Raw genomic sequence first — 4,121 nt, forward strand, 5'->3', positions numbered from 1 at the left:
GACCCGACGCGCCTGACGTGGGCCTGCCGGGGGGGTGTGCCCAACTCGGGGGCGCGCCCCCGCCCGCCCGGGGGGGCGGGCCCCCGGCCCGCCCCCCGCGGGGAGCCGCGCCGGATTCGCCGGCGGCCGTGAAGTCGGCAGGTGTGGGTCGGGTCAGTCCCGCGCGGCCTCCTCGCCGGAGCCCTTCGCCGTCGTCGCCGACGCCTCCTCGGGCTCGGTGGACGGCGGCGTCTCCGGCGCCTCCTCCGCGCCGCTGTGCCGGTCGATGACCTCGCTCACGTAGCGCAGCACGACCGCCGCCGTGGCGACCACCGGCACCGCCAGGAACGCCCCCGCGATCCCGTACAGGCTGCTGCCCGCGGTGACCGCCAGCAGCACCACCGCGGCGTGCAGGCGCAGGCTGCGGGACTGGAGGATCGGCTGGAGCACGTTGCCCTCGATCTGCTGCACCGCCACGACGATCGCCAGCATGATGATCGCGGTGGTCAGGCCGTTGCTGACCAGGGCGACCAGCACGGCCAGGGCGCCCGCGACGAACGCGCCGACGATGGGCACGAACCCGCCGAGGAACGTCAGCGCCGCCAGCGGCGCGGCCAGCGGCACGCCCAGCACGACCAGGCCGAGTCCGATCAGCACCGCGTCGACCAGGCTCACGATGGCCTGGGTGCGGATGAAGCCGCCCAGGGTCTCCCACACCCGCCCCAGCACGACCGTCAGGTGCGCGCCCGCGCGCTCGCCGACCACGCCGCGCAGCCACGGCGCGAACAGCGGCCCGTCCTTGACGAAGAAGAACGCCAGCAGCAGCGCCACCACGCCGGTCACCACGCCGGAGGTGACCCGGCCCGCCCCGGTGAGCAGGCCGTTGGCGATCGAGCCGACGCTGGACTGGAGCTGGTCGGTGCCCTGCTGGATCAGGTCGTTCAGCTGGCCCTCGCCGAGGTTGAGCGGCGGTCCCTCCACCCAGTCCAGCGCCTGCTGGAGCGCCCGGGTCGCGCTGTCCGCGATCTCGGGCACGCCCGAGGCGATGGACGTGGTGATCAGCGCCACCACGCCGCCCAGCACGGCCAGGCCGCCGAGCAGCACCACCGTCGCGGCCAGCGCGGGGGGCAGCCCCCGCGAGCGCAGCCACCGGGCGGGCGGCCACAGCACCGTGGTGATCAGCAGGCCGAGCAGCACCGGCATGACGATCACCCAGAGCTTGCCGATCACCCACGACACGATCACGAACCCGACCGCGACGAGCGCCAGGCGGGTGCTCCAGCGCGCCAACCAGCTCATCCCGTGCCCGATGGCGTCGCCGCGGTCAGCCCAGCGGCGGTTCCCTGCACCCACGTCGCCCCGTCCTCCCAGCGCGCCGCGCCGCGCGACGCTCGCGGTGCAGCCTGCCAGACGCGCCCATGCCGCTCGAAGGCGCTCGAACACGTCCGCCGGGCGGACCGTCGCTCATCCGGGTGGACTCGGTGCGTTCACGCTACCGACGTGCGGTGATCCGGGAACGGATGTGGGTTGATGTGAAGCCCCAGGCGCAATCGAGGAAAGAGCGACCGTGTCAGGCATCCCCGTGATCGAACCGTACCCATTGCCCTCGGTCGGCGACCTGCCACCCGGACCGGCCGCGTGGACACCGGACCCGAGCCGGGCGGTCCTGCTCGTCCACGACATGCAGCGCTACTTCCTGCGGCCCGTGCCGGAGCCGCTGCGCGGCCAGGTGGTGCACAACGCCGCCCTCCTGCGCGAGCACTGCGCCGCCGCGGGCGTGCCGGTGGCCTACACCGCCCAGCCCGGCGACATGAAAGCCGAGGACCGCGGCCTGTTCCGCGACTTCTGGGGCGAAGGGATGACGGCGCTGCCGGAGGACCGGGGGATCGTGGACGAGCTGGACCCCGCCCCGGCCGACTGGCGCTTCACGAAGTGGCGCTACAGCGCGTTCTTCCGCTCCGACCTGCTCGCCCGGCTGCGCGCGGCGGGGCGGGACCAGCTGCTGCTGTGCGGCGTCTACGCCCACGCGGGCGTGCTGATCACCGCGGTCGAGGCGTTCAGCCACGACGTCCAGACCTTCCTCGTCGCCGACGCGCTCGGCGACTTCTCCGCCGACCACCACCTGATGGCCCTGACCTACGCCGCCGAGCACTGCGCCGCCCTCACCACCGTCAAGGAGGTGATCGGCACGTGGAGCTAGCGCCGACCGCCCACGAGGACGCGACGACCCGCCGCTGGCTGCTGGACGTGGCGCCCGCGCCCGACCTCCTGCCCGAACCCGACCACCGGGGCCCGCTCAACGCCGCCGGCGTGCTCGACGAGGCGGCCCGGACCGGCCGGGAGCGGCGCTGCCTGGTCACCGACGCGGGCACGTGGAGCGCGGGCGACCTGCTGGCCCGCGCCAACCAGGTCGCGGGCGCGCTCGTGCGCCGCTGGGGGCTGCGGTCGGGCAACCGGGTGCTGCTCTACGGGCCCAACACGCCCTGGTACGCGGCCTGCTACTTCGGCGTGCTGCGGGCCGGCGGGGTGGTCGTGCCGGTGCCGTGGGGCGTGCGGGCGCGGGAGGTCGCGCCGATCGCCGAGCGGACCGAGGTGGACCTCGCCGTGGCCGACGCGCGGCACGTCGCCGACCTGGCGGAGCTGGCGCGCCGGGTGGACGTGCTGGTGTTCGGCGCGGAGCCGACGGAGTTCGGCCGCGAGGTCGAGGCGAGCCCGGTGGCGTTCGAGCCGGTGCGCACCAGCGCCGACGACGTCGCCGTGGTCGACTTCACCTCCGGGTCCACCGGCGCGCCCAAGTGCGCCATGCACCTGCACCGGGACCTGCTCTTCGCCGCGCGCAACCACCACCGGATGCTCGACCTCGCGCCCGGCGACCTGGTGGCGAGCAACGGCTCCATCGCCTTCGGCTACCTGCTGGGCGCGCTCGCGCTGGCCCCGCTGACCAGGGGCGCGGCGGCGCTGTTCGTGGAGGACGACGACTTCGACGCCTTCTTCGAGGCGGCGCACCGCCACCGGGCGACGGTGTTCGCCAGCACACCCGGCCTGTACCGGCGGGGCCTGCGGACCGGCGCGCCGGTGCCGCCCGGACTGCGGATCGCGTTGAGCGGAGGGGAGAAGCTGGACCAGGGCACCCGGGACGGGTGGCTGGAGGCGACCGGCGCGCCGCTGGTGGACCACCTGGGCACGACCGAGCTGATGGCGCCGGTGATCGGCACGCCGTGGGGCCGGGCGCCCCGCCGCGACACCCTGGGCCGGGCCATGCCGGGTTTCCAGGTGCGCGTGCTGGACGACGAGGGCCGCGAGGCGCCGGTGGGCCGGGTGGGCAGGCTCGCCGTCCGGGGCGGGGCGGGCTGCCTCTACGTGAAGGACCCGGAGGCCCAGGCCGAGGGCGTGCGGGACGGCTGGACGCACACCGGCGACCGCGCCGCCCTCGACGTCGACGGGCACGTGGTCGTCCACGGGCGGGGCCGCGACCTGGTCATGGTGGACGGCATCAACGTGGCCACCACCGAGGTCGAGACCGTGCTGCGCGGGCACCCGGCGGTCGCGGACGTGGCCGTGGTCGGCGTGCCCGACGCGTGCGGCGTCACCGCGCTGGTGGCGTTCGTGACGGCCTCCGGCGACGACCGCGGGCTGGTCGGCCTGGTGCGGGAGCACGCCCGGCGGGAGCTGGCCCAGTACAAGCAGCCCAGGGTGGTGCGGGTGCTGGACCGGCTGCCCCGCAACGCGCGCAACAAGGTCGACCACCCGGTGCTGGCCGAGGTGGCGCGGGCCGCCGTGGGCGCGCTGTCGTTCAGCGGGTCGATCTAGCCGGTGGCGGCGCCGGTGGTCGGGGTCGTCGTGCCGGCGACCGGGAGGCTCGCGCGGCTGGGCCCGCCCCTGGAGTTCGCCGCGCGGGCGTTCCCGTGGCCGTTCGAGGTGCTGACGCGCGACAGCGGCTCCACGGCGGAGGGCGCGCGGGCCGCCGTGCGGTCGCTGGTCGGGGCGGGGGCGCGCCTCGTGGTGGCGCTGGGCGGCACGGAGGCGCTGCCCGCCGTGGTGGGCGCGTGCGCCGAGCACGAGGTGCCCTCCGTGACGACCACGCTGCCGTGGCAGCTCGTCGCCGGACTCCGGTCGGACCGGTCGTTCCACTTCTGCTGGGG

4 protein-coding genes are annotated in these 4,121 nt (G+C 75.7%); 3 read left to right on the forward strand and 1 reads right to left on the reverse strand.

Annotated features, from left to right (window positions below; translation table 11 throughout):
- Nucleotides 1–153: 153 nt before the first annotated feature.
- Nucleotides 154–1,332, reverse strand: a complete 1,179-nt coding sequence (locus ACFV4N_RS40590; RefSeq protein ID WP_499678011.1) for an AI-2E family transporter — start codon at nucleotides 1,330–1,332, stop codon at nucleotides 154–156.
- A gap of 229 nt (nucleotides 1,333–1,561) precedes the next feature.
- Between ACFV4N_RS40590 and ACFV4N_RS40595 the strand changes: the two genes are divergently transcribed.
- The 3 genes from ACFV4N_RS40595 to ACFV4N_RS40605 all read left to right on the forward strand — a co-directional run.
- Entirely contained in the window at nucleotides 1,562–2,179 is a 618-nt protein-coding gene (locus ACFV4N_RS40595; protein ID WP_499678012.1) for an isochorismatase family protein, read from the forward strand.
- Nucleotides 2,170–3,789 carry an AMP-binding protein gene (locus ACFV4N_RS40600; protein ID WP_499678013.1) on the forward strand — a complete coding sequence of 540 codons (1,620 nt, stop codon included), beginning with the start codon at nucleotides 2,170–2,172 and terminating at the stop codon, nucleotides 3,787–3,789. Before ACFV4N_RS40595 ends, ACFV4N_RS40600 begins: the two co-directional genes overlap by 10 nt.
- 3 nt (nucleotides 3,790–3,792) lie before the next feature.
- A partial coding sequence (locus ACFV4N_RS40605) for a hypothetical protein (protein WP_499678014.1) occupies nucleotides 3,793–4,121 on the forward strand: 329 nt, incomplete at its 3' end.

Source organism: Actinosynnema sp. NPDC059797 (assembly GCF_042732085.1).
In the GTDB taxonomy this organism is placed as follows: domain Bacteria; phylum Actinomycetota; class Actinomycetes; order Mycobacteriales; family Pseudonocardiaceae; genus Actinosynnema.